Here is a 24,329-nt window from a genome sequence, read left to right on the forward strand (position 1 = left end):
CACACCCCCACCCCCCCCCCCCCCCCCCGCGCCTATCCTGCTTTAGCGCTTACGACACCGTGTCGTGGTGGTGCGGGTCGTTGTTGCGGTTGTCGAGGTCGTTGTCGTTGTCGTTGTTGTTGTGGACGTTGATGTTGTTGTGGATCCTCACGTGACCGCCCCTGTGGTGACGGCCGCAGCAGCCGCGACGGCCCCAGCCGCCCCAGCCGCGGCCGAAGCCGCAGCGACGGAAGCCGCAGCCACCGCCCCAGCCGCCCCAGCTGGCCTGGTAGGAGACGGAGGTGGTGCTTGCGGCGGCCGACGTGGCGGTGGTCGCTGCGCCGAGGGCGACGACGCCGCCCGACATGGCGGTGGTGAGAGCGAGGCCTGCGATGACGCGCTTGAAGCTGGTCATTGGGTTTTCCTCCTGAAAGGACTGACTGCCCGTGAATGACGAATTCAGGGTGGTTGAAATGTTCTCAATGGTCACGAGCGACCATCCCTGCGCTGTCTTGATTTCCGGGCGGCATGCCAGACAAACGACTCAACGCCCCATTTTGCTATACATTAACAAGCCTATTGCTCTGAATAAACATCTATGCGTCCTTATAGCCCGATTTGGTCGGTTATAACGGGACGAGTGAATGTACAAAAGTTGCATTTCTCATAAAAGGGGCGAATAGGTCTATATCCGGACATCTCGCCCCATCTTGATCTCCGTGCAGCAGGACGTCCCTGTCCCCGGCCGAGAGCTCGGCCAGCGCCGCGGCCGGCTTCGGCTGCATGACCGCGGCGGACACGCGGCCCGCCACCTGGTCGTCGTGGCTCGCGTGGTCGGCGGGTTCGACGCTCCTCGCCATCGCCCGGTACCCGCGGGCCTCGCCGCGGGCGTGGTCGGCGATGAGATTGGACGCGATGCCGTACAGCCGGCCGCGGGCGCCGGCCCTGGTGGTGTCGAACTGCCTTCTGGCGCGGAAGGCGCGCAAGAAGGTCTCGGCGGCGATGTCGTCGGCGGCCGACTCTCCCAGGCGCAGGTGGGCGTAGCGGTGGATGGCGTCGGGTCGAAGACGCCGCCGAAGCGCTCGGGGCGTTCGAGCGACGCGTGGATCAGGTCGGCGTCCGTCTCGGCCAGAACGGTCGTGGGATCCTGCGTGGGGCTGACATGCATGGTGGCCCTTCGGTGAGTACGTCGGACACGATTGGTACGGCGCAGCGCCGATTCGTATTCACGCCCGATCGACCGGCCGGCCGGAGAACGGGTGCCGCCCCGCCGATCCGGCACGATCAGGTCCATGCCGGTAACCTCCGCCTCGCTCGACCCACGGCCGCCGAAGAGGGCCTGATGCGGCGGTTACGACCTCTCCGGCCGAACGATCCCCGGCACATCGCCGGATTCTCCCTGCGCGGGCGGCCAGGGCAAGGTCTTCCTCTGCACCTCGCCGAACGGGGAGGAGGTGGCCGTCAAGCTCCTGATCCTGGAACGGATCTTGGCGGAATGTGCAATGTTCGTGTCATTGACGCCATCGCACTGTTCTGACCAGCATGAAAGACATGCAGCGACGCGTCGTCATCGTGGTCTTCGAGGGATTCCAGCTGCTCGACATGGCGGGTCCCGCCGACGTGTTCGCCCTGGCTGACCTGATGGCCGGTGCCGACGGCTACCAGGTCGAGGTGACCGCCGTCCGCGCGGGAAGCGTGACGGCGCACAACGGGATCGCGACCGTCGTGAGCACGCCGCTGCACAGGGTCGACGGGCCGATCGACACGCTGATGGTCGCCGGCGGGCTGACCACCATGGAGTTCCTGCCGGACAGGGAGCTCGTCGGCGGCATCGAACGGCTCGCGGGCCGGTCCCGGCGGATCACGTCCGTGTGCAGCGGGGCCCTGTTCCTGGCCGAGGCGGGACTCCTGGACGGCAGGCGGGCGACGACGCACTGGCTGATCGCCGACACGCTGCGCGGCCGGTACCCGCGGGTCGACGTGGACGCCGACCCCATCTACGTCAAGGACGGGAACGTGTGGACCTCGGCGGGAGTGACCGCCGGCGTCGACCTGGCGCTCGCGCTCGTCGCCGAGGACCACGGTCACCGGCTCGCCAGGGACGTGGCCTGCGGGCTGGTGGTCTACCTGCACAGGCCCGGCGGGCAGAGCCAGTTCAGCATGCCGATGAGCGCGTTTCCGCCGCGCAGCGAGCCGCTACGCGAGCTGCAGGCGTTCATCGACGCGAACCCGGCCGACGATCTGAGCGTGCCCGCCCTGGCCAGGCACGCCGGGATGAGTGAGCGGCACTTCTCCCGTGTCTTCACCGAGCAGGCGGGCATGCCGCCTGGCCGGTACGTCGAGCGCAGCAGGGCCGACGCCGCCAGGCGCCTGCTGGAGGTCACCGACCACCCGCTCGAGCGCGTGGCCAGGGAGGCGGGGCTGGGCACGCCGGAGACCCTCTACCGCGTCTTCCACCGCCACTGGCGGATCTCACCCGGCGCCTACCGGCGCCGGTTCCAGGCAAAGGAGAGCTGAGCATGCATGTCGCCATCCCCCTCTATCCGCGTTTCACCGCGCTCGACGCCGTCGGGCCGTACACCGTGATGGCCTTCGCCCCCGGCCACACCGTCACGTTCGTCGCCGCGGAGCCGGGGCCCGTCACCGACGACCGCGGCAGCCTCACCCTCCAGGCGACGGCGTCCTACGCCGACCTGCCGCACCCCGACGTGGTCATCGTGCCAGGCGGCGTCGGGACCTTCGACGCGCTCGCCGATCAGGCGCTCGTCGACTGGATCGCAGGGGCGCACGCGCACGCCCGGTGGACGACGTCGGTCTGCAGCGGGTCCCTCCTGCTGGGTGCGGCGGGCCTGCTCGGCGGCAGGAAGGCCACCACGCACTGGGCCCTGCTCGACTTCCTGGCCAGGTACGGCGCCGAGGCGGTGAGCGAGCGGGTGGTGACCGAAGGCAAGATCGTGACGGCGGCCGGGGTGTCGGCGGGGATCGACATGGCGCTCACCCTGCTGGCCCAGACGAGCGACGTGGAGACCGCGCAGGCGGTGCAGCTGGTCATCGAGTACGACCCGCGGCCGCCGTTCGACGCCGGTTCGCCGAAGACCGCGCCCGAGGGGCTGGCGGAGCGGGCGCTGGCACTGCTCGGCTGAAACGCGGCGGGGGCGGCGGCCTACGAGGTGCGTTCGATGGCGATCTCGTAGGAGTAGCGGTCGCCCCTGTAGAGCGACTTGGCCACCTCCACCGCGCGCCCGCGCTGGTCGTAGGCGGTGCGCTCGACCAGCAGCGCGGGGGACAGGGGCATGGCCTGCAGCAGCTCGGCCTCCTCGGGATCCAGGACGGTGGCGCGGATGACCTGGTCGGCGCGTACGAGCCGGATCCTGAAGCGGGTCTCCAGCAGGGAGTACAGCGAGCCTTCCAGGGGGAGGTCGAGGAGGCCTGGCGCGAGGGCCAGGGGGACATGGGAGGTCTCCAGGCACATGGGCGCGTCGTCGGCGGTGCGGACGCGGCGGACGCGGAACACGGGGTCGGCGGGGCTGATGGCCAGGGCGTACCCGATGCGGGCGCCCGCGGGGGTCTCGACGGCGTCGAGCAGCCGGGAGCCGGGCGACAGCCCGCGGCTGCGCATGTCCTCGCTGAAGGACGTGAACTCGATCGTCTTGGTGATGGGACGCCGGCTCGCGAAGGTGCCGGCGCCCTGGACCCTGTAGACCAGACGTTCGCTCTCGAGACGGTCGAGCGCGCGGCGGACGGTCAGCCTGCTCACCCCGAACTCGTCGGCCAGCTCGCGCTCGGTGGGCAGCCTGTCGCCGGGACATAGCCGCTCGCCGACCAGCGTGGAGAGGTGTTCCCTAAGCTGATCGGTCTTGGTGAGCCTTTGGTCCGCACCAATTGTCGACATACCACGGAGCATAACAGCAGTATTGACGCTACTTTCAGAATTGGGCTATACCAATGTCGACATGGAGGTAGCCGTGATCCGACCAATACCCCGCACTTCGCGCGTCCCTGTTGGGTCGGCGTCGGTATTCGCCCGCGGTGAGGTGGCCGCGACGACAGAAAAGGGCGGCCCAATCGCCATCACCTTCTCCTGCCTGCGGGGGCGCCACCAGGAACCGATCGCGGACCGGACGCGATGACCGGCACCCTCATGGCGATCCGCGACGGTCTGGTGGTCTCCTGCCAGGCGCCGGACGGGCATCCGCTCCGCCGTACCCCGGTGATCGCGCTGCTGGCCGAGTGCGCCGAGCGCGGTGGCGCGGTCGGCCTGCGCGTCAACCATCCCGACGACGTCCGGGCGGTGAAGGACGTGGTCAGGCTGCCGGTGATCGGCCTGACCAAGGTGGTGAGACAGGAAGGGCGGGCGCTGATCACCCCGGAGTACGGCCTGGCCGAGCAGCTCGTCGCGGCGGGGGCCGACATGGTCGCCGTCGAGGCCACCGAGGAGGTGGAGGCCCTGTACGGGGACCCGCGCGCGCTCGTCACGCGGATCCGCGAGGGGCTCGGCGTCCAGGTCATGGCCGACGTCTCGACCCTGGAGGAGGGGTTGCGGGCCTGGGACGCGGGGGCGGACGTGGTGTCCAGCACGCTGTCCGGGTACACGCCCGCCTCTCCGGGCGCGGGCGGCGAACCCGACCTCGACCTGGTGGCCAGGCTGGCGTCCAGGGGCGTCAGGACCGTCGCCGAAGGCCGGCTGGCCACGACCGGGCACGTGACGACCGCCTTCGCGGCGGGCGCGTGGGCCGTGGTCGTCGGCGGGGCCGTGACCGACCCGCTGGCGATCACCCGGCGGCTGGCCGCGGCGACCCCGCTCGGGACCCGGCGGTGAAGGCCGTGCCGCGGGCCCCGGAGGCGGGGGAGACCGTGCTGGGGATCGACATCGGCGGCACGAAGATCGCGGCGGGACTCGTGAGCGCCGAGGGCGTCGTCCTGCGCAGCCGCACGGCGCGCACGCCCGCGCGCGAGGGCGCCGCCGCCGTCCTCGCCCAGGCGGTACGGCTGGCCAGGGAGGTCTGCGCCGAAGGGGGCGAGATCGTCGCCTGCGGAGTGGGCAGCGCGGGCACCATCGACGCCGAGGGCGTCGTCACCCACGCCACCGCCGCCCTGCCCGGCTGGATCGGCACCGACCTGCGTTCGGCCTTCTCCTCGGCACTGCGACTGCCCGTGCGGGTGCTGAACGACGTGCACGCGTGGGCACTCGGCGAGGCCCGCTTCGGCGCGGCGGCGGGGGCGGAGGACGCCCTCGTGGTCACGGTCGGCACCGGCGTCGGCGGCGCGATCGTCCGCGAAGGCCGGGTCGTGCGCGGCGCGACGAACTCGGCGGGCGCCATCGGCCACATCCCCGCCCCGTCCCCCCTCCCGGGCCGCGCCGCGCGCCCCCGCCGCTGCCCTTGCGGGCGGATCGGGCACCTGGAGGCCTACGCCTCGGGTCCCGGCATCCTGGCCACCTTCAGGGAGCGCGGCGGTACGGCCGACGATCTGGCCTCGATGGAAGGCGGCCTGGCCGACGAGGTGATCGACGAGGCCGCCACCCTGCTGGGCCGCGCCCTGGCAGGGGTGATCACCGTCCTCGACCCCGAGATCGTCGTCATCGGCGGCGGCGTCGCCCGGTTGGGCGAGCGGTTGCTGCTCCCGCTGGCGCGAGCCGTCGGGCGAGAGGCCCTGCCGGGACCGGACAGGGTCACCATCCGCCCCGCCGCGCTCGCATCGGCGGGCGGCGTCGTAGGCGCCGCGGCGGCGGCGATGTAGGGCGCGCCCCCTTCGTCCACCGCACCGATCCTGGATCGGCGGGTGAGGTGGCCATGCGGCGAAGGGCCGGTGACCGGGGCCGCGGCCTGCGGCTCGGCCACGCCGAGGCCGGTTTCCCTCTCGCGGGAGAAGGGGAGGGGACAGCTATCGGTGAAGCGGGGGCCGCCGCGGCAGGCGGGGGGACCCTTCGGGGTGGCCGCGCTCGGAGGGGACTCTCGCGGAGCCTGCCATTCGCCAAGGAGCGGGTCATGGGGTTCGAGGAATTCAAGAAGCGGCAGAGTGTCGTCTGGGGGACGGGGCCGTACGAGCGGTTTCCCGAGCACTACGAGCCGCTGCTCGACCACGTGGCGCGGGCGCTCGCCGCCGCTCCAGGGGAGCGGGTGCTCGACGTGGGCACGGGGACGGGCGCGCTGGCGACCAGGCTCGCGCGCACCGGCGCGGAGGTCACCGGCGTCGACCTGGCGCCGGCGCTGATCGCGACGGCGAAACGGCTCGCCGCCGACGACGGCCTCGACATCGGCTACGACGTCGGCGACGCCGAGCGCCTGCCGTACGAGGACGCGAGCTTCGACGGCGTCGCCTCGAGCGTCGGCTCGATCTTCGCCCCCGACCACGCGGCCGTCGCCAGGGAACTGGCGCGCGTCTGCAGGCCGGGCGGGCGGCTGGCGCTCGGCATGTGGAGCGACGAGCGGGGCGTCGTGGACATGTTCCAGATGATGCGGCCCTTCATGCCCGCGCCGCCGCAGGGGGCGGGCTCGCCGTTCCAATGGGGCAGCAGGGACTACGTCGAGCAGCGCCTGGGCGCATACTTCGAGCTCCGTTTCGAGGAGGGCGACGCGCCGCAGACCGGCGAGTCGGGCGAGGAGGTCTGGGAGCTCTTCTCCACGGTCTACGGTCCGGCCAGGACGCTCGCCGAGTCACTCGAGCCCGGCCGTCGCGAGGAACTGCGCCGCGCGTTCGTGGAGTTCTACGAGCGCTACCGCACCAAGAGCGGCGTGCACCAGCCCAGGCCGTACCTCGTCGCCGTCGGGGTCCGCCGCTGAAACACCAAGATCCCTGAATCCCCTGTGACCACGGTTACACATGTGTAGCTTTTTCACTCTATCCGTGACTGTGGGGGTGGAGATGGGGTCAAGTGAGCGGCTCGCCGAGGCCATGCGACTGTGGGGAGAGGGCGATCTCGACGGCGCCGCCGTGCTCCTGAGACAGATCGCCGCCTCAGGAGACCCCGAGGGCTCACACCACCTGGCCAGGCTGCTGGAGGAGCGGGGCGACCTCGAAGGGGCGGAGGCGGCGCACCGGTCGGTGATCCAGTCGGGTCACCCGGTGCTCGGACAGCATTCGGCCATCTCGCTCGGCATGATCCTGGTGGACGCCGGTGAGTGGGCCGCGGCGCACCGCGTGCTGACGGTCGCCTCGGACGGCGCCGACTTCGAGGTCGCCGCCCTCGCGGACACGGCGCTCGTGCTGGTGCTCAACAAGCTCGGCGACCAGCGGGGGGCGATGGAGGCGCTGGAGCGGGCGCGCCGATCCGACAGCCCCTCGGTCGCGGAACTGGCCGCGCGGCTGGAGCTGCCGGAGTTCGGCGGGCCTGACCCCGCGGCGGCCCGCGAGATGTACGAGCTGGCCGTGCAGATGGACGACGAGGACGCCTTCCGGCACCTGCTGACCTGCGGCGATCCGGAGATCGTGGCGCTGTCGGCGTTCCGGCTCTACTCCGTCTACGCCGACGACGAGGACTACGAGGCCGCCCGCGAGGTGTGCGAGCGCGCGATCGCCGTCGGCCATCCCGACCATCTGACGATGGCCTACAAGTTGCTCGGCGCCGTGCTGGTCGACCTTGGGGAGTACGCCGAGTCGCTGGAGGCCTACCGCAGGGCCGCGGAGGACAGCAGGCCGGAGCTGCGCCTGCCGGCGCTCATCGAGCAGGCGAAGGTGAGCGCGCAGCTCGGCGACGTGGAGACGACACGGGCGATCTTCCACAGGGTGATCGCGAGCGGCCACGCGGAGTTCGCGGTCGAGGCCCACGCCTGCCTGGGGCAGATGGCCGTCGAAGCGGGCCAGTACGCCGAGGCGGTCGAGGAACTGCGCGCGGTGCTCGACGCGGGCGCGTCGGAGTGGTGCTCGATCAGCGTCTCCATGCTGGGCATGCTGCTGGATCAGGCGCCGGCCCATCGCGAGGAGATCCTGGCGATGCTGCGCGCGGCCACGGAGCACGAGGACCAGGACGCGGCGTTCAGGGCGGCGCTGGTCCTGGAGCAGGCCGTCCTGCAGGAGCCGCTCGCCGACCCGGTCGAGGAGCAGGCGCTCCAGGACGTCGACACAGGCCTGCAGCTGCTGAGAGAGGGCGAGCTGGGCGAGGCGCGCAGGCTGCTGCGCCGCGCCTGCGACTCGGGCGCGCGGGAGCAGTCCGTGCGCGCCATGATCGCGCTGGCCGAGCTGGAGATGGCCGAAGGAGACCTGGAGCAGGCCGACGAGCTGCTGCGGTACGTCGCGGAGGGCGACGACATCCGCCAGGGCCTGTTCTGCGCCGTCTTCCTGCATCTGCTGGAGCAGCAGGGCGACGGCCTGCATCCCGTGCTGCGGGCGGTCGCGGTCCATCAGCGGCTGGGCAGGCAGGAAGGACTGGCCGCCTACCGGGAGGCCGCCGAGCACCCCGACTCCGGGGTGGCGGCGATCGGCACGGTCTTCCTGGCGCAGATCCTCGCCTCGATCGGACTCGACCTCTCCGACGCGGCCAAGCTGTTCGTCCGGGCCGCCGACTCGGGCGACCCGTTCGCCCTGTCGTACACGGCGCTGCTCTACAGCGAGGTGCTGGCGGGGCAGGAGAGGGAGGAGGCGCTCGACCTGCTGCGCCGCGCCCACGCGGACGGGCACGAGGCGCTCGCGCCGTGGGTCGCCTACGAGCTGGGCCGGATGGTCGGCGACGAGGAGGACGGTTGGGCCAAGGCCCGCGCCGCCTATACTCCCCTGCTCGACGCGGGCCACGCGGGGCTGCGCTCGGAGGCGGCGGCGGCGCTGCTGCAGGTGCTGGAGAACCAGCAGGACCTGCTGGCCGCGTGCGCCTTGCACGAACGCGTGATCGCCCAGGGCGACCCTGAGCAGGCGCCGCGCAACGCGCTGCTGCTCGGCCTGACCCTCCTGCGGCTGGACGAGCCCGAGCGCGCACGCGTGGCCTTCGACCTGGTTCCCGAAGGCCACGGGGAACTGTCGCACGACGGCGTCTACGCGCGCGCCCTGCTCGACCGCGACCTCGCCGGCGCCTCCAGGGCGCTCGCCCTGGCGGGCGCCGGCTGGGTCGCCACGATGATCGCGATGCAGGCCGCGCACGCCTGGCAGCGTCGAGGCGAGATCGCGGCCGCCGACGGGGCGCTGTCGCTGGCTCTCGAGACGGGCCACCGGTCCTTCCGCCAGGAGGCCGCCGTCTACCTCGGCGCGCTGCGCAACGACGCGGGCGACGGGCGCGGCGCCATCGCCGCGTGGCGGCAGGGCGTCGACGGCGACAGCGAGCGGCTGACGAACCTGCTCCTGCACCGCATCGGGACCGCCGCGAACGCGCTGGGTGAGCACGACACCGCGGCGGAGGCCTTCCTGCGCGTGCTCGAAGAGCCTGACGACGAGCACGCGCGCGACGCCACCACGGGGCTCGGGCAGGCGCTGGTGGCCACGGGCCGGATCGACGAGGCCCGCGAGCTGTTCTCGGGCGCCTTCGGTGACCGGGCACCGTTCCACCTGGCGCCCGAACTGGACAGGGCGGGCAGGCCCGAGGAGGCGATCGCGGAGTACCGGACCGTCGCCCACCACCCCGAGCTGGCCGGGCCCGCCTCGATCAACATCGCGGTCGTCCTGCGCGCCCAGGACGACCTGCGGGGCGCCATCGCCGCGGCCCAGGCGGCCGTGGCACGCGCGAACGCCGAATGGGCCGCCGAGGCCGCGCGGACACTGGGCTCGCTGCTCGCCGAAGCGGGAGATCCGGCGGGGGCGAGCGCGGCCTACGAGCAGGCGGTGCGGGCCGACCGGCAGTCGGCGGGCACGAGCCTCCTCGAGCTCGGCCGCGTCCTGGAGGAGGCGGGGGAGTTCGAGGCCGCCAGGTCGGCGTACGAACGGGCGGCGGCGCAGGACGACGACCAGCGCGCCGCGGCCATCGCCGTCCACCGGCTCGGCATGGCCACGCCGGAGGAGCGCCCGTGGGCCATGCTGGCCGACGGAGACAGGACCGGCGCCCTCGCGGGACTCACCGAGCTCACCGGGTCGGCGCCGCTGGCCGAACTCCTGCTGGCCCTCGACGCGGGCGACGTGGCCGAGATCGGCGTGCTGCTGACCGCCGACTCCGGCGAGGACTGCTTCGAGGAGACGATCCAGGCGGCCCGCGCGGACCACGACGACGCGCACGCGCTGCTCCGGCTGGTCATCGACCGCGGCGGACCGGTTCAGGCGGCCAAGGCCAGGCTGGTCGAGGCGGGCATGCTGGCCGAGGAGGGGCACCCGTGCAGGGCCGAGCTGTGCCTGGTCCCCGTGACCACGTGCGGTGAGGCCGAGTTCGAACGGTACGCGTGGAAGAACACCGCGATCCTGCGCGAGCGGCGGGGCGACGTCGACGGCGCCGTCGAGGCCTACCGCGCCGCGATGCCCGGCACGGTGGGGGAGGTGGTGCGGCTGCTGGAGGCTCGCGGCGACGAGGACGGCGTCCTTGAGACCCTGTACGGCGGCGCGGACGCGGGCGACCTGGAATCCCTGCGGTTCCTGCTGGGCCACCTGCTGCTGCGCCAGGACCACGCGCGGGCCGCGGCCATGGCCGAGCGGGCGGTCGCCACGGGCGACAAGGAGACCGTGGCGATGGGCTACTGGACGTGGGGCGACGTGCGCAAGGCCGAGGGCGATCCGGCGGGCGCGGTCGTGATGTACCGCAAGGGCATGGACGCCGGCGACCCCGACACCCTCGAACCCATCAGGGTCGACCTCGGGCAGGCGCTGCACGCTCAGGGCGACGTCGAGGGCGCTCGGGGGGAGCTGTGGCGGGCGATCGAGTCGGACAGCCCGGACGCGGTGGCCAGGGCGGGGGTGACGCTGGGCATGTGGTCGTACGAGGACGGCGACCTGCTCGGCGCGGCCAGGGCCTTCGCCCGCGCGGCCGCCACGGAGAGCCCGTTCGCCGGCAACGCGCTGACCAACCTCAACGCCGTCGCCTACCAGGCGGCCGGCCGGGGCGAGCACGCGCTCGCCGTACGGGTGCTGGAACTGGTCGGCGCGGAGGCGGCCGACACCGCGAGGGACCTCGCCGCCGAGTGCGCCGACCCTGAGGCGGTCCGCGGCTACTACGCGGTGATCGGCGCGGACCCGTACACCGAGCTGGGCCTGGCCGGGCGGCTCGCCGAGCTCGGCGAGACCGGCCAGGCGCGTGCCGTCTACGAGCGGCTGCAGGAGCACGACGATCCGAAGATCAGGTTCATCGCCGGCAGCCAGGCGCTGTCGATGCTCGACAAGGACGAGGACGGTGAGGCCGTCTACGAGCTCACCGCCCGGCGGGCGGCCGACGCCGACAGCCCGCTCCACGACGTGTTCGGCAGCCTGCTCGGCCTCCTGCAGAGCGAGCGGGGCGACGCCGAGGACTCCCTGCGCACCCTGCGGGCCGCGGCCGAGGGCGGCGCGCCTATGGCGCTCAGCGTGCTCGCGCAGGCGCTCGTCGCGGCGGGCGAGGTGGACGAGGCGCGCGAGACCTACGCGCGGGTGGCCGAGGGCGACGACGCCGACCTGGCCGCCCGAGCCATGATCTCCATCGGCCGGACCTACCACGACGAGGACGAGGAGCGGGCGCGCGGGTGGTACCTGCGCGGGGTCGCGGCGGGGGAGGGGCACACGGGCGCGGTCGCCGCGATGTACCTCGGCGCGCTGGCCAAGCGGGCCCGCGACTTCCCCGAGGCGCTCACCTGGTACCAGCGGGTGCTCGACTCGGGCGACTCCGAGTCGGGGATGGCCGCGGCGCACCTGGGCGAGCTGTGTTACTGGCTGGGCGACAGGGACGGCGCGCTGCGCTTCTACGAGCTGACGCTGAGCCTCACCGAACAGCCGGACCTGGTCGCCGAGGCCGCGCACCGGCTGGGCGAGATCCGTTTCGCGCACGGCGATCTGGCCGCGGCCCGCCGCATGCTGGAGATCGCGATCGAGACCGGTGACGCCGCCTTCGCGCCCCAGGCTCGTGACCTCCTGGCGCGGTTGCCCTGATGCGTGATCACGCTTCTACCTGCGGTGATCGTCCCGTTCCAGGTTGATCGGGTTTCGCAGACCCTCGCCGGCAAGACGCCGATCCGCAAGAGCGTCGTCTACCAGGACATGATCTACCACGCCGGCGGCGGGACCGCCTGCTCCGGCTGACGTCCTGATCCCGTACGGCCCGCGCGATCGAGCGCGCGGGCCGTACGGGCGGTCACATGCGCACCGGCAGCCGCACGGGCCGGTGCACCAGGTTCCCCTCGGTCCACGGCAGGTCGCCGGCGGGCTCGGTGAGCGTGAGCCCGGGCAGCCGCTCCACCAGGACGCCCAGGATCTCCTGCAGCTCCATCCGGGCCAGGTTCGCGCCAAGGCAGAAGTGCGCGCCGCGGCCGAACGTGATGTGCTGCGGCCCCTTCCTGTCCAGGGCCAGGGTCTGCGGGTCAGGGAAGACCGACGGGTCGTTGTTGGCGCCGACGAAGGCGGCGATGACCCCCTCGCCCTTGCCGATCGTGCCCGAGGGAAGCTCGACGTCCTCGGTGGCGACCCTGATCATCGCCCCCTCGCCGGGCGTCTCCAGCCGCAGCAGCTCCTCGACGGCGGTCGTGATCAGCTCGGGATCGGCGACGAGCCGCTCGTAGCCCTCGCGCGGGTCGAGCAGCCTGAGCATCGACCTGGCCAGCACCGAGCCCGTCGTCTCGTGCCCGGCGAGGAAGAGCCCGACCGTCATGCGCACGAGCTCGTCCTGGCTCAGCCGGTCGCCCTCGTCCCTGGCCTCGATCATCGACGCGAGCAGGCCGTCTCCTGGATCGTGGCGATGGGCGGCGATCAGGTCGGCGCCGTAGGCGTAGAACTCCATGGCCGCCGCGAGCTTCTCCTCCGAGGTCAGGCTGGAGGTCGACAGCATCGCGTCCGACCAGCCGCGCACCTGCTCGGTGTCGATGCCCGCCACGCCCATGACATCGCAGATCATCTGGACGGGAAGGGGGAAGGCGAGCTCGCCGACGAAGTCGAACTCGCCGGGCAGCGTGTCGATCAGCTCGTGCGTGAGCGCCCGCAGCCGCGGCCGCCAGGTGGCGACCTGCCGCGGGGTGAACGTGCCCGAGAGCAGCCTGCGCATCCTGGTGTGCTCGGGCGGATCGGTGTTCATCAGGCTGCCGGGGGAGTCGGCGATGTTGTACCCCTCGAACATCCTCGGCGCGCCCGGATAGCTCAGGTCGCGGCTGAACCGGGGATCGCTCAGGACCGCGACGACGTCGTCGTACCTGGTCACCAGTGTCACCACGTCGCCGCTCGGCAATTGGACCCTGCCGAGCGGATCGCTCTCGCGCCGCTGCGCGTACCGCGCGTGCGGACACCCACGTGGGCCGGTCAGAAAGGGAAAACTCTCGAGTTCGGCCATGGTTCGGACGGTACCCAGCGATCGGCGGGCTGAATAGCCTCCCGCCCTCATGAGGGACGGTCCTCGGTCAGGGGCCGAGACGGCGCATGTGGGAGCGGCGGTGCGCGAAGCCGAACACCATCACGGCCACCCACACGAAGAACAGCACCTTGAGCACCGTGAACCCGCCCACCGCGAGCCCGATGACGAGCGCGACGAGCAGGATGGGGGTGAGCGGCCCAGGACCCCTGTGGTGGCGGTGGCCTCTCATGTGCGCGTGGCGCAGGTGGCGCATCCGCCGCGCGTGCATGCGTTGCAGGTGCCGGTGGTGACTCGGGTGCGCCATGGCCCACTCCGGGGCGTATCCCTCCGGTCCCATCGGCCGGCCGTGGCCGAACTCCTCGAAATCCGGGTACCGCCCGGGCCTGCGCCGGTCCGCCTCGTAGGCCGCGAGGCGGCTCCCTGGACCCGGCAGGTCGGCGTGGACCCGGGCCAGGTCGCCCACGGTCCGCGCGGACAGCGCGAGGTCGAGCCGCTCGTCGAGCTCCTCGCGGGTCAGCCGGCCCTGCGCGAAGTGCTCGCGCAACGCCTCCATCGTCTCGTCGCGCTCGGCGTCGCCGATGCGCAGCTGGTCATCGGTGCTCATGCGTGGCTCCTTTCGGGAGCTCCTTCCAGGGCTCCCGGCCTGCGCTCTGCCTGGACTCTATGCGGCCTGCGCCCGCTGCGCGCGCCTGCTCGGGCCTCGAACCGCGGGTCCCGGCGAACCCGCGGTCGGAGACGTTCTCGTCGGAGCCCGTCCGGGCTCGGGGCCTCATCGGAGCCCGGACGGGCTCGGGGCGCGGCGCAGGGGATCACGGCCGGGGATCACTCGTCGTCGTCGCCGTCGGCCAGGATCTGGTACAGCTTGCGGCGCGTCTCGATCAGCGCCTTGCGCGCCTCGCGGACCTGCGCCTCGGTGCCGCTGTGCAGGATCTGCATCATCGCGAACGCCGACTGCTTGGCGATGTCCATCAGCTCGGCCGAGTTGTCGTCGATGTCGGGACGCATCTCGTCCCAGGGAGCGCGCACCTCGTCCGGGTGCTCGGCGATGTAGGTCCTGCCGGCCTCGGTGAGGCGGAAGGTCTTGCGGCCCTCGCTCTCCTCGGCGATGACCAGCCCCTCGTCGGTGAGCTGCTGGAGCGCCGGGTAGACGGCTCCCGGGCTGGGCTTCCAGCCGCCCTCGCTGCGCTCGGCGATCTCCTGGATGATCTGGTAGCCGTTGCGCGGCTCCTCGGCGAGGAGGGCGAGGATGGCGGCGCGGACGTCGCCGCGCTTGGCCTTGCGCTGCCTGCCGCCGAAACCGTGGCGGCCGAAGGGACCGCCGGGGCCGCCCCACGGGCCGCCTCGCCCGAACTCGAAGGGGAAGGGGCCAGGCCTGCCCCTGCCGCGCTGCCGGTGGTCGTGCGGGCCGCCCTCGCCCTCCGGCCGGGGGCCGCGCCGAGGGTGGTGGTGATGCCCGCCGTGCTGCTGCCACGCCTCGGACATCATCCGGAACGCCTCACGCGCGGCGCGCTTGATCTCTCTGGCGTCGCCCCACTGGCCGGCGCCTGCTGCTTGTGCGGAAGTCATGATGAGCTCCATTCGCACGCGATCGACCATCGATCGCTCTCGATGCTTCAAAGATATATCGCTAATGTGTCGATAGCAACCCTTCGTTCCGCTCCACGTCATGACTTGGCCAACAGAGTGAGCTAGATCACGAAAAAGTCGCGGAAATCGGGAACATGCTGGGGGATGGAGGCCGTTAACTAGAGCAGACGAGGTCGTTCCGCGTCGGCAGGGCTGGGGGGTGCTGTCGCCGAGGTAACGACCTCGTCTTTGTCTTTCCCTGGGCGCGGCGGTTCCCGCCCGTGGAATCTCCGGGGAATCTCCGGCGCGTCCCCGGCTCCCGCGCCTCCGCGTGGCGCGCCGGGCCATTCCATCGCATGGCGCGCGCTTTGCCCTACGATGACGTAGCGTGATCTTGACATGATGGGGCACACGCACGCGATGACCGGAGCCGTCGCCTGGCTGGGCCTGGCGCCCGCGCTGGCCGTGCTCCCGTTGCTGAACGAGTCGAGCCGGTTCATCGAGACCGGCATCATGGTGGGGGCTCTCAGTCCCGCGGAGATCATCGCGGGCGCGCTGGTGTGCGCGGGCGCCGCGATGCTCCCCGATCTCGATCATCCGAGCGCGACCATCGCGCAGACCTTCGGCCCGGTCACCTGGCTGCTGAGCAAGGCGGTCTCGTGGCTGTCGGGCGGGCACAGGGGGGCCACGCACTCCCTGGTGTTCGCGGTCGCGATGGGCTTCGGCGCGCACTGGCTGGCCGGCGCCTATCCGATCGGCAGGGACATCATGGTCGTCCTGCTCATCGGGCTCGCGTTACGCGCGATCGGCATCGGCATCCCCGGCAACAAGCTCGGCTCGGCGATGGTCAACATCGGCCTCACCGCGGGGTTGTACGTGGTGTTCATGTCGATGGGCGTCGGCTACGCCTGGCTCGGTCTGGCGGTGGCGATCGGCTGCCTCATCCACGTGGTCGGCGACTGCATGACCGAACGCGGCTGTCCTGTGCTGTGGCCCATGGCCTACAAGTTCATGCTGCCGTGGAAGATCGGCATCAAGACCGGCAAGAAGTTCGAGCAGAAGATTCTCGCGCCGATACTTTCGGTCGCCATTCTCGGCCTCCTGTACTGGAGGCTGGCCTACTAGCCGGTAACTTGATGTCGAGATACTTACCGAGATATCTTGATGTCGAGAGATCCGCCGCCACCTGCGAGTTAGGGTGACCTAACGTCGTGAGAGGTGCTCACGTGCGGGAGGATCTGTGACTGAGAACTTGTCTAACGAGGAGGCGAATCACCGTGTCCGCGAACAGCTTCGGCAGCCGTGACACGCTACGCGTCGGCGACGCGTCTTACGAGATCTTCCGGCTGGATGCCGTCGAGGGCGCTGCCCGCCTCCCGTACAGCCTGAAGATCCTGCTGGAGAACCTCCTTCGCACCGAGGACGGCGCCAACATCACCGCCGACCACATCAGTGCGCTGGGCCAGTGGGACCCGAACGCCGCCCCGAGCGTGGAGATCCAGTTCACGCCCGCCCGCGTCATCATGCAGGACTTCACCGGCGTGCCGTGCGTGGTCGACCTGGCCACGATGCGCGAGGCCGTACGCGACCTGGGCGGCGACCCCGCCCGCATCAACCCGCTGGCGCCCGCCGAGATGGTCATCGACCACTCGGTGATCGTCGACTTCTTCGGCCACCCCGACTCCTTCCAGCGCAACGTGGAGAGGGAGTACGAGCGCAACCGCGAGCGCTACCAGTTCCTGCGCTGGGGCCAGACGGCCTTCGACGAGTTCAAGGTGGTCCCGCCCGGCACCGGCATCGTCCACCAGGTCAACATCGAGCACCTGGCGCGCGTGGTCATGACCCGCGACGGCAAGGCCTACCCCGACACCTGCGTCGGCACCGACTCCCACACCACGATGGAGAACGGCATCGGCGTACTCGGATGGGGCGTCGGCGGCATCGAGGCCGAGGCCGCGATGCTCGGCCAGCCGATCTCCATGCTGATCCCGCGCGTGGTCGGCTTCAAGCTGACGGGCAAGCTCCCCGCCGGCGCGACCGCCACCGACCTGGTGCTGACCATCACCGAGATCCTGCGCAAGCACGGCGTGGTCGGCAAGTTCGTCGAGTTCTACGGCGAGGGCGTCTCCTCGGTGCCGCTGGCCAACAGGGCCACGATCGGCAACATGAGCCCCGAGTTCGGCTCCACCTGCGCGATCTTCCCGATCGACGGCCAGACCATCGACTACCTGCGGCTGACCGGCCGCTCCGAGGAGCAGATCGCCCTCACCGAGGCCTACGCCAAGGCCCAGGGCCTGTGGCTCGACCCCTCGGCCGAGGAGCCTGTCTTCTCCGAGTACATCGAGCTCGACCTGGCCACGGTCGTCCCCTCGATCGCCGGGCCCAAGCGTCCGCAGGACCGCATCGCGCTGTCGTCGGCCAAGGCCACCTGGCGCCACGACGTCCTCAACTACGTCGTCGACGGGCTCGACGAGGAGGGCGAGGAGTCCTTCCCCGCCTCCGACGCCCCCGCCTCCAACGCCAGCGCCAACGGCCGCCCGCACAAGAGCGTGCCGGTCACGCTCGCCGACGGCACCAGCTTCGAGATCGACCACGGCATCGTCTCCATCGCCGCCATCACGAGCTGCACCAACACCTCCAACCCCTACGTCATGCTGGGCGCGGCCCTGCTGGCGCGCAACGCGGTGGAGAAGGGCCTGACCCGCAAGCCGTGGGTCAAGACCTCGCTGGCTCCCGGCTCGCAGGTCGTCACCGGCTACTTCGAGCGTTCGGGGCTCCAGCCGTACCTCGACAAGATCGGTTTCAACCTCGTCGGCTACGGCTGCACCACCTGCATCGGCAACTCGGGCCCGCTGCCCGAGGAGATCTCCGCCGCCGTCCAGGAGCACGACCTGGCCGTCACCGCGGTCCTGTCGGGCAACCGCAACTTCGAGGGCCGCATCAACCCCGACGTGAAGATGAACTACCTGGCCTCGCCGCCGCTGGTGGTCGCCTACGCGCTCGCGGGCACGATGGACATCGACCTCGACACCGAGCCGCTCGGCGCGGGCACCGACGGGCAGCCGGTGTTCCTCAAGGACATCTGGCCCTCGCCCGAGGAGGTCGCCGAGGTCGTCAACTCCTCCATCGGCCGCGAGATGTTCGAGCGCGACTACGCCGACGTCTTCAAGGGCGACGAGACCTGGCAGTCGCTGCCGATCCCGACCGGCAACACCTTCGAGTGGGACCCCGCCTCCACCTACGTGCGCAAGGCCCCCTACTTCGACGGCATGCCGGAGAAGCCCGAGCCCGTCAGCGACATCGCCGGCGCCCGCGTCCTGGTGAAGGTCGGCGACTCGGTCACCACCGACCACATCTCGCCCGCGGGCTCGATCAAGGTCGGCACCCCCGCCGCGCAGTACCTTCAGGCCAACGGCGTCGAGGTCAAGGACTTCAACTCCTACGGCTCGCGGCGCGGCAACCACGAGGTGATGATCCGCGGCACGTTCGCCAACATCCGCCTGCGCAACCAGATCGCGCCGGGCACCGAAGGCGGCTACACCCGCGACTTCACCCAGGACGGCGGCCCGGTGTCGTTCATCTACGACGCCTCGGTCAACTACGCCGCCGCGGGCACGCCGCTGGTGGTGCTGGCCGGCAAGGAGTACGGCTCCGGCTCCTCGCGCGACTGGGCGGCCAAGGGCACGGCGCTGCTGGGCGTCAAGGCCGTCATCGCCGAGTCCTACGAGCGCATCCACCGCTCCAACCTGATCGGCATGGGCGTGCTGCCGCTGCAGTTCCCCGAGGGCCAGACGGCCGTGTCGCTGGGGCTGAGCGGCGAGGAGAGCTTCGACATCACCGGTGTCGAGGAACTCAACCACGGCTCGATCCCCGCCACCGTCCACGTGAAGGCAGGCGACGTCGAGTTCGACGCGGTGGTCCGCATCGACACGCCCGGCGAGGCCGACTACTACCGGCACGGCGGCATCATGCAGTACGTGCTGCGGTCGCTGCTCGCCAAGTAAGGGGACTTCCCGCACCCGCGCCCGGCCACCCGCCGGGCCGCGGGCCGCGGGGGCCCGGCCGAGGCCGGGCGGGCGCGACCCTCAACGCGCCCATCTCGGGGGAACCACCCGACCCTGCCGCCGCCCCGCGCACCAACCCCGCGCGGGGCGGCGGCCTCTTGCCTCCTCTCCGTACGGCATGTCTCCATTCCCGTACGGCAGGCCCCGAGCCGGGCCTGCCCTGGTCACCGGTGACCGCCCATCCATCACGCGTACTCCAGCGGGACTCTGTTTCCCGCCGCGACGTCGCCCCCGCCGGTGCCCCGTGTCCCGCGCCGCCATGCCCCATGCCGGCGCCCCATGCCGCCGTTCCTCGCGCCGCCGTTCCTCGCGTCGGCCCGCGTGTGCGGCCTCAGGACACCTTGGACGACGGCGCCGACCAGGTGTCGCACGCCGCGGGCGACACCGCCGAGAGCCCTCGCTTGAACCAGGACACGCGGCTGCTCCCCGACCCGTGGCTGCGCGGTCCCTCGGGGTCGTCCCCCGCGGCCCTGATGGCGTCGGCCAGGGCCGTCCAGTCCTGCTCGGAGCGGCCGAGCGAGCGCCGGACGCTCCCGGCGAACACCCCCGACAGGCAGTCGGCCTGGAGTTCGTAGCGGCGGCCCAGTTCGGCCTGATCGTGCCCGCGGGCGCGTACCAGCCTCTCGTAGGCGGCCCTGATGCCCGCCCGCTGCTGCACGTGGTGACCGTACTCGTGGGCGGCGACCTTCAACGGGTACAGGTCGGTACGCCCGTCGATCCACTGCCCTTGCAACGGGAAGACGAGGGTGGCCCGGCCGGTGCAGTAGAACGCCGCCGCGCCGCCCGGCCAGCGCACCCCGCAGACGCGGTCCATGGGCTCCTCGACGTAGAGGATCTTCGGCGGGTGATAGGCCAGTTTGGCCCGCTTGAAATGCGCAGACCACCCCCTATCCAGACACTTCGTGACCGCGACCAGGTACTCCTTCGGTCGCGGGATCCCCCCGGCGACGAGCGGCGGCTCCGGACATGAGGCGGCACGGAGTCTGCCGCTCCCGTAGAGCGCACGCGGCGAACCGCCCGGCGCCCCGGCACCGGAGGAGGGCGCTCCGGCCATGGCGCCGGGGGAGGGTGCGTCGGCCGGGGTGGGGGAGGAGAGGGCCTGCGGCGCGGTGGTCGCCAGAAGGGCGGCGGCGAGGCTGGTGGCGAGGATGGTGGCCGAGAGAAGAGGGAGTCGCACGAGCATGCAGCATAGAGCCCATGACTTCTGAGGCCTTGGTCATGCTGTTGGCGGGTTTGGCGGTACTTGTGGGGGCGATCGTCCAGGGCGCCGTCGGCTTCGGGCTGGGCCTGGTCGCCGCGCCCGTGGTGACGATGCTCGACCCGACCCTCATGCCGGGCGCGATCCAGGTGGTCAATGTCACGCTGCCGCTGTTCACGCTGGCCGCCGAGTGGCGCAGGATCGACTGGCGCGGGCTCGGCTTCGCCGCCCTCGGCCGCCTGCCCGGCAGTGCGATCGGCGCGCTCATCGTCGTCTACGTCTCCACCCGGACGCTCGGCCTGTTCGTCGGCGTGATGGTCCTGATCGCCGTCACGCTGACCGCCAGGGCCGTCGCCGTACCGAGGAACGGGTGGACGATCACGGGGGCGGGCTTCGCCTCCGGCATCACCGGCACCGCCACCGGCATCGGCGGCCCGCCGGTGGCGCTGGTCTACCAGAACGCCAAGGGCCCGCAGATCCGCGCGACGCTGGCCGCCTTCTTCTTCCTCAGCGCCGCCCAGTCGCTGATCATCCTGTGGGTCGTCGACCACCTGCCGGCCAGGGCGCTGGCGTCCGGGGCGCTGCTGATCCCGTTCCTGGTCGCGGGCTTCCTCGTCTCGGGCCCGCTGCGCCGCCACCTCGACGGAAGCGGCGTGAGGGGAGCCGTCCTCGCGGTGGCCGCGCTTTCCGCGCTGGCGCTGATCGCGCAGACCCTGATCGGTTAACCGGGCGTTTCTGGATTGTTACCCGCCACAACAAACTCACCCTGTTGGGGGTCTTCCAAAGCAGGCCGTCGCGGAATACGTTGCCGCAAACAACATTCACCGAGTACGGCAGGCGCCGCCGTACCCCAGGTGGACCCGACCCCCCATCCATTCCCCAGAAAGGACCTTGCACCATGCGCAAGGGGATCCTCAGCCTCACCGCCGTGGCAGCGGCGACGACCCTCGGTCTCACCGCGTGCGGGGGCGACAGCGGTGGCACCACCCAGGCCAGTCCCGCCCAGTCCAGCGCGGCGCCCGCCTCCAGCGCGGCCGCCACGGGCAAGATCGGCGTCATCCTCCCCGACAGCAAGTCCTCGGCCAGGTGGGAGACGGCGGACCGCAAGTACCTGGAAGAGGCCTTCAAGGCCGCGGGCGTCGCCTACGACATCCAGAACGCCCAGGGTGACAAGAACGCCTTCCAGACGATCGCCGACCAGATGATCACCAATGGCGCGACCGTGCTGATGATCGTGAACCTGGACTCGGGGACCGGAAAGGCCGTGCTCAGCAAGGCCAAGTCGCAGGGCGTGGCGACGATCGACTACGACAGGCTCACCCTCGGCGGCGGTGCCGCCTACTACGTCAGCTTCGACAACACCAAGGTCGGCACCCTCCAGGGCGAGGGCCTGTCGAAGTGCCTGACCGACAAGAAGGCCGACAAGCCCATCGTCGCCTACCTCAACGGCTCGCCCACCGACAACAACGCCACGCTGTTCAAGCAGGGCTACGACGGCGTGCTCAAGCCGAAGTTCGACGCCGGCGAGTACGTCAAGGGCCCCGACGAGTCCGTGCCCGACTGGGACAACGCCAAGGCCGGCACCATCTTCGAGCAGATGCTCACCGGCGAGTCGAAGATCGCCGGCGTCCTCGCGGCCAACGACGGCCTCGGCAACGCCGCCATCACCGTGCTGAAGAAGAACAACCTCAACGGCAAGGTGCCCGTCACCGGCCAGGACGCCACCGTCCAGGGCCTGCAGAACATCCTCGCGGGCGACCAGTGCATGACCGTCTACAAGGCGATCAAGAAGGAGGCCGACGCGGCCGCCACGCTGGCCGTCTCCCTGGCCAAGGGCGAGAAGCCCGCCGCCACGGGCAGCGTCAAGGACACCGAGAGCGGCCAGGACGTCCCGGCCGTGCTGCTCGACCCCCAGGCCATCTTCTTCGACAGCGTCAAGGACGTCGTGGCCGACGGCTTCGTCACCAAGGACGAGCTCTGCACGGGCGAGTTCGCCGCCAAGTGCACCGAAGCCGGAATCCAGTAGGCCGGAATCCAGTAACCCGCGGCCAGGGGCACGGCTGGCGACAGCCGTGCCCCTGCGGAGGACGCAGAATATGAACCCCGTTCTTGAAGTCCGAGGGATCGACAAGAGTTTCGGTCCCGTGCAGGTCCTGCACGACGTCACCTTCTCCGCCTACCCCGGCGAGGTGACCGCGCTGGTCGGCGACAACGGCGCAGGAAAGTCCACCCTGGTCAAGTGCATCGGCGGGATCTACCCGATCGACGCGGGCGACTACTACTTCGACGGCAACCAGGTGCAGGTCAGCGGCCCGCGCGACGCCGGCGAGCTGGGCATCGAGATCGTCTACCAGGACCTCGCGCTCTGCGACAACCTCGACATCGTCCAGAACATGTTCCTGGGCAGGGAGCGCAGGAGCGGGCTGGTGCTGGACGAGGCCACGATGGAGGAGATGGCCCAGCAGACCCTCTCCAGCCTCTCGGTCAGGACCGTCAAGTCCATCAGGCAGCAGGTCTCCAGCCTGTCGGGCGGCCAGCGGCAGACCGTCGCCATCGCCAAGGCCGTGCTGTGGAACAGCAAGGTCGTCATCCTCGACGAGCCCACGGCGGCGCTCGGCGTGGCCCAGACGGGCCAGGTGCTCGAACTGGTCCGCAGGCTCGCCGACAAGGGCCTGGCCGTCGTGCTCATCTCGCACAACATGAACGACGTCTTCGCCGTCTCCGACCGGATCGCGGCCCTCTACCTCGGGCGGATGGCCGCCCAGGTCAAGACCTCCGACGTGACCCACGCGCAGGTCGTCGAACTGATCACCGCAGGTCGCAGCGGAGAACTGGGCCTCAAGAACGGGGTCTCGGCATGAGCAGGATCCTCACCAGCGAGCCCGCCGAGGACGGGGCGATCGTCGCAGCGACGCGCCGGCCCTCCGTCGGCAACAGCGCCCGCGCCTACCTCGAGCGGGTCCGCGGCGGCGACATGGGCGCCCTGCCGGCCGTGCTCGGCCTGGTCGTCCTCTGCACCGTGTTCACCGTGCTCAAGCCGGTGTTCCTCACCCCCGTCAACTTCGCCAACCTCTTCCAGCAGGGCGGCCAGGTCACCGTCATCGCGATGGGGCTGGTCTTCGTGCTGCTGATCGGCGAGATCGACCTGTCGGCGGGCTTCGCCAGCGGCCTGTGCGCGGCCGTGCTGGCCGTGTCGCTCACCAACATGGGCCTGCCGTGGTACGTCTGCGTGCTCGCGGCCATCCTCACCGGCGTCGTCATCGGCCTCGTGCTCGGCGTGCTGGTGGCCAAGCTCGGCATCCCCTCCTTCATCGTGACGCTCGCGGGCTTCCTGGCCTTCCAGGGCGTCCTGCTGGCGATCCTCGAAGAGGGCACCAACATCTCCATCCGCGACGAGACCATCCTCGCCATCGCCAACAAGAACCTTCCCGCGGCGCTGGGCTGGGGGCTGTGGCTGGTCGGAGTCGGCGGCTACGCGGCCGTCCAGGTCGTCAGGTCGGTCAAGCGCGGCAGGCGCGGCCTGGTGGCCGACCCGGTCTCGCTGATCGCGGCCAGGGTCGGCACGCTCGCCGTGCTCGGGGGCGTCGCCGTCTTCGTGCTCAACATGGAGCGCAGCCGCAACCCCGCGGTGGCGTCGCTGAGCGGCGTGCCGATCGTCGTCCCGATCGTGCTGGCGCTGCTGGTCATCTGGACGTTCGTCCTCAGCAGGACCCGCTTCGGCCGTCACCTCTACGCGGTCGGCGGCAACGCCGAGGCCTCCCGCAGGGCCGGCATCAACGTCGACCGCATCAAGGTCAGCGCCTTCGTCATCTGCTCGGCGGTCGCCGCCGTCGGCGGGATCATCGCCGCATCGCGCGGCGCGTCCGTCGACCCGAACACCGGCGGCAGCCAGGTCCTGCTGTACGCCGTGGGCGCCGCCGTCATCGGCGGGACCAGCCTGTTCGGCGGCAAGGGCAGGGTCCTCGACGCCGTCCTCGGCGGGGCGGTCATCGCGGTCATCGACAACGGCATGGGCCTGCTGGGGTTCGCCTCGAGCGAGAAGTTCATGGTGACCGGTTCGGTGCTGCTGCTGGCGGCGGGGGTCGACGCCCTCGCACGTCGTAGGGCCGCCGCCGCTGGTCTAAGGTGATCAGCGACTTCGGCACTGCAAAGG

20 protein-coding genes are annotated in these 24,329 nt (G+C 71.2%); 13 read left to right on the forward strand and 7 right to left on the reverse strand.

Annotation, left to right across the window (positions count from 1 at the left end; translation table 11 throughout):
- Positions 1-49: 49 nt before the first annotated feature.
- Positions 50-394, reverse strand: coding sequence for a hypothetical protein (locus tag AC3EO4_RS49155; protein ID WP_379573930.1), 345 nt, complete (start codon positions 392-394; stop codon positions 50-52).
- Between the two features lie 211 nt (positions 395-605).
- Positions 606-1,205, reverse strand: coding sequence for an RNA polymerase sigma factor (locus AC3EO4_RS49160; protein WP_431902993.1), 600 nt, complete (start codon positions 1,203-1,205; stop codon positions 606-608).
- 325 nt (positions 1,206-1,530) lie between these two features.
- Between AC3EO4_RS49160 and AC3EO4_RS49165 the strand changes: the two genes are divergently transcribed.
- Positions 1,531-2,496, forward strand: a complete 966-nt coding sequence (locus AC3EO4_RS49165; RefSeq protein ID WP_431902936.1) for a GlxA family transcriptional regulator — start codon at positions 1,531-1,533, stop codon at positions 2,494-2,496.
- Positions 2,497-2,498: 2 nt separating this feature from the next.
- On the forward strand, positions 2,499-3,122 hold the full coding sequence (locus AC3EO4_RS49170) for a DJ-1/PfpI family protein (protein ID WP_431902938.1): 624 nt from the start codon (positions 2,499-2,501) through the stop codon (positions 3,120-3,122).
- 20 nt (positions 3,123-3,142) lie between these two features.
- Here AC3EO4_RS49170 and AC3EO4_RS49175 read toward each other — a convergent pair whose 3' ends face one another.
- A complete protein-coding gene (locus AC3EO4_RS49175; protein ID WP_431902940.1) occupies positions 3,143-3,871 on the reverse strand; it encodes a GntR family transcriptional regulator in 729 nt (242 codons plus the stop codon).
- A 234-nt stretch (positions 3,872-4,105) separates the two neighbouring features.
- Here AC3EO4_RS49175 and AC3EO4_RS49180 point away from each other — a divergent pair, with 234 nt between their 5' ends.
- The 5 genes from AC3EO4_RS49180 to AC3EO4_RS49200 all read left to right on the forward strand — a co-directional run bounded on the left by AC3EO4_RS49180 (position 4,106) and on the right by AC3EO4_RS49200 (position 12,090).
- On the forward strand, positions 4,106-4,798 hold the full coding sequence (locus tag AC3EO4_RS49180; protein ID WP_379573936.1) for an N-acetylmannosamine-6-phosphate 2-epimerase: 693 nt from the start codon (positions 4,106-4,108) through the stop codon (positions 4,796-4,798).
- A 5-nt stretch (positions 4,799-4,803) separates the two neighbouring features.
- A complete protein-coding gene (locus AC3EO4_RS49185) occupies positions 4,804-5,718 on the forward strand; it encodes an ROK family protein (RefSeq protein ID WP_431902941.1) in 915 nt (304 codons plus the stop codon).
- A 248-nt stretch (positions 5,719-5,966) separates the two neighbouring features.
- Positions 5,967-6,761 carry a class I SAM-dependent methyltransferase gene (locus AC3EO4_RS49190; RefSeq protein WP_431902943.1) on the forward strand — a complete coding sequence of 265 codons (795 nt, stop codon included), beginning with the start codon at positions 5,967-5,969 and terminating at the stop codon, positions 6,759-6,761.
- Between the two features lie 64 nt (positions 6,762-6,825).
- A complete protein-coding gene (locus AC3EO4_RS49195; RefSeq protein WP_431902944.1) occupies positions 6,826-11,940 on the forward strand; it encodes a tetratricopeptide repeat protein in 5,115 nt (1,704 codons plus the stop codon).
- A 3-nt stretch (positions 11,941-11,943) separates the two neighbouring features.
- Positions 11,944-12,090 carry a hypothetical protein gene (locus AC3EO4_RS49200; protein WP_431902946.1) on the forward strand — a complete coding sequence of 49 codons (147 nt, stop codon included), beginning with the start codon at positions 11,944-11,946 and terminating at the stop codon, positions 12,088-12,090.
- Between the two features lie 52 nt (positions 12,091-12,142).
- Here the strand turns inward: AC3EO4_RS49200 and AC3EO4_RS49205 are convergent, their stop codons facing one another.
- The 3 genes from AC3EO4_RS49205 to AC3EO4_RS49215 all read right to left on the reverse strand — a co-directional run bounded on the left by AC3EO4_RS49205 (position 12,143) and on the right by AC3EO4_RS49215 (position 14,914).
- Positions 12,143-13,327 carry a cytochrome P450 gene (locus tag AC3EO4_RS49205; RefSeq protein WP_379573941.1) on the reverse strand — a complete coding sequence of 395 codons (1,185 nt, stop codon included), beginning with the start codon at positions 13,325-13,327 and terminating at the stop codon, positions 12,143-12,145.
- A 67-nt stretch (positions 13,328-13,394) separates the two neighbouring features.
- Positions 13,395-13,952, reverse strand: a complete 558-nt coding sequence (locus AC3EO4_RS49210; protein WP_379573942.1) for a DUF1707 SHOCT-like domain-containing protein — start codon at positions 13,950-13,952, stop codon at positions 13,395-13,397.
- Between the two features lie 218 nt (positions 13,953-14,170).
- Positions 14,171-14,914, reverse strand: coding sequence for a PadR family transcriptional regulator (locus AC3EO4_RS49215; RefSeq protein ID WP_379573944.1), 744 nt, complete (start codon positions 14,912-14,914; stop codon positions 14,171-14,173).
- 399 nt (positions 14,915-15,313) lie between these two features.
- Between AC3EO4_RS49215 and AC3EO4_RS49220 the strand changes: the two genes are divergently transcribed.
- Positions 15,314-16,039, forward strand: coding sequence for a metal-dependent hydrolase (locus AC3EO4_RS49220; protein ID WP_379573945.1), 726 nt, complete (start codon positions 15,314-15,316; stop codon positions 16,037-16,039).
- Between the two features lie 152 nt (positions 16,040-16,191).
- Positions 16,192-18,918 carry an aconitate hydratase AcnA gene (gene acnA / locus AC3EO4_RS49225; protein ID WP_379573946.1) on the forward strand — a complete coding sequence of 909 codons (2,727 nt, stop codon included), beginning with the start codon at positions 16,192-16,194 and terminating at the stop codon, positions 18,916-18,918.
- Between the two features lie 391 nt (positions 18,919-19,309).
- Here the strand turns inward: acnA and AC3EO4_RS49230 are convergent, their stop codons facing one another.
- Complete coding sequence (locus AC3EO4_RS49230) at positions 19,310-20,155, reverse strand: neutral zinc metallopeptidase (RefSeq protein WP_431902949.1); 846 nt, start codon at positions 20,153-20,155, stop codon at positions 19,310-19,312.
- A gap of 20 nt (positions 20,156-20,175) precedes the next feature.
- Between AC3EO4_RS49230 and AC3EO4_RS49235 the strand changes: the two genes are divergently transcribed.
- The 4 genes from AC3EO4_RS49235 to AC3EO4_RS49250 all read left to right on the forward strand — a co-directional run bounded on the left by AC3EO4_RS49235 (position 20,176) and on the right by AC3EO4_RS49250 (position 24,305).
- Positions 20,176-20,901: a sulfite exporter TauE/SafE family protein gene (locus AC3EO4_RS49235; RefSeq protein ID WP_431902951.1), complete on the forward strand. Its 726-nt coding sequence runs from the start codon at positions 20,176-20,178 to the stop codon at positions 20,899-20,901.
- 173 nt (positions 20,902-21,074) lie between these two features.
- Positions 21,075-22,202, forward strand: coding sequence for a sugar ABC transporter substrate-binding protein (locus AC3EO4_RS49240; RefSeq protein WP_431902953.1), 1,128 nt, complete (start codon positions 21,075-21,077; stop codon positions 22,200-22,202).
- Between the two features lie 70 nt (positions 22,203-22,272).
- The gene (locus tag AC3EO4_RS49245; RefSeq protein ID WP_379573951.1) at positions 22,273-23,037 is read left to right on the forward strand and encodes an ATP-binding cassette domain-containing protein; all 765 of its coding nucleotides are present in this window, start codon (positions 22,273-22,275) and stop codon (positions 23,035-23,037) included.
- Positions 23,034-24,305: a sugar ABC transporter permease gene (locus AC3EO4_RS49250; RefSeq protein ID WP_431902954.1), complete on the forward strand. Its 1,272-nt coding sequence runs from the start codon at positions 23,034-23,036 to the stop codon at positions 24,303-24,305. Before AC3EO4_RS49245 ends, AC3EO4_RS49250 begins: the two co-directional genes overlap by 4 nt.
- Positions 24,306-24,329 lie beyond the last annotated feature (24 nt).

It is taken from the genome of Nonomuraea sp. bgisy101 (assembly GCF_057708945.1).